The sequence below is a fragment of the Flavobacterium bomense genome, from assembly GCF_003970355.1.
The window spans coordinates 1-1,067 of record NZ_RYDJ01000262.1 but is presented as its reverse complement, the minus strand read 5'-3'; the positions used below and the strand labels follow the sequence as shown (position 1 = coordinate 1,067).

The 1,067-nt window shown below is 30.9% G+C and carries 2 protein-coding genes and 1 pseudogene; 2 read left to right on the top strand and 1 reads right to left on the bottom strand.

Going from position 1 to position 1,067, the window contains the following annotated elements; translation table 11 throughout:
* Positions 1-90, bottom strand: a 90-nt coding sequence (locus EKL98_RS17175) for a pyridoxine 5'-phosphate synthase (protein ID WP_233589504.1), incomplete at its 3' end; no start/stop codon positions are given.
* Between the two features lie 90 nt (positions 91-180).
* On the opposite strand from EKL98_RS17175, the gene EKL98_RS17170 reads away from it, so the two are divergent.
* Together EKL98_RS17170 and ppnK are read left to right on the top strand one after the other, a co-directional pair.
* Positions 181-840 (top strand): CBS domain-containing protein, encoded by a 660-nt coding sequence (locus EKL98_RS17170; protein WP_126563254.1) that lies wholly within the window; start codon positions 181-183, stop codon positions 838-840.
* 3 nt (positions 841-843) lie between these two features.
* Positions 844-1,067, top strand: a pseudogene (gene ppnK, locus EKL98_RS17165) (NAD kinase); the annotation flags it as partial.

The window sequence follows — 1,067 nt, the reverse complement described above, 5'->3', positions numbered from 1 at the left end:
TTTTAGTAAATCGGGAACATTTCCTCCACGAGCGTTTCGTAAAGTAGCTATTTTGTTAATATTTACGCTTAACTTTGTCATTGGAATAATTTTCAGGCTTTGAAGGGCAAAAATACAAAGTAAAATTTGCTGTTATTGCATAATTTTGATTATTTTGCATCAAATATTTAGGATGAATATATGACGGAGATTACAAACTATATTAGTAATGATTACAAAGCGATTGACAGTCAAGAAACTATTGCGGCTGTTCAAGAGTTTTTTAACGAATTAACTTTTTCGCATTTTCCTGTTGTCGAAGAAGGAATATATATAGGTAGCATTGGTTCCGATGATATTGAAACGCTTAATGGAGTCAAAAAAGTTTTGGATTATCGCTATTCTCTCGAAGGTTTTTTTGCCAGAGAAAATATGATTTGGCTCGATGTTTTGGAAGTTTTTGCTAAAAACCATTCCAATTTAGTTCCTGTTTTGGACCAAAAAAACCAATATTTAGGTTATTATGAAATTAGAGACATCCTGAATTTTTTTCACGAAACTCCTTTTTTACAAGAATCTGGCGGAATACTTGTGGTTAAAAAAAATACATCAGGGTATTCGATGGGAGAGATCACCCAAATCATTGAAAGTAATAATGGCAAAATCTTGGGTTTATTTGTTTCCGATGCTGATTCAGAAAGCACACAAGTAACTATAAAAATTAGTTTAGGAGTGATGAACGAAATAATTCAATCTTTTAGAAGATACAATTATGAAATAATTTCGGAACATTATGAAGACAATTACATCAACACATTAAAGGAACGTTCGGATTATTTAGACAAATATCTCAATATCTAATAAATGAAAATAGCCATTTACGGTCAATACTATCAAAATAGTACAGAACCCATCATAAAAGATATTTTTGCTTTTTTGATTAAGAATAATGTTGAGATGATTATCGAATCCTATTTTCTAGAAATCTTATTCGAAAAAAAACTTATCAAAAAAGAGTATCCTACATTTGAGTCTCATACTGAACTAGACAGCAGTTTTGATGTTCTGATAAGCATTGGCGGAGACGG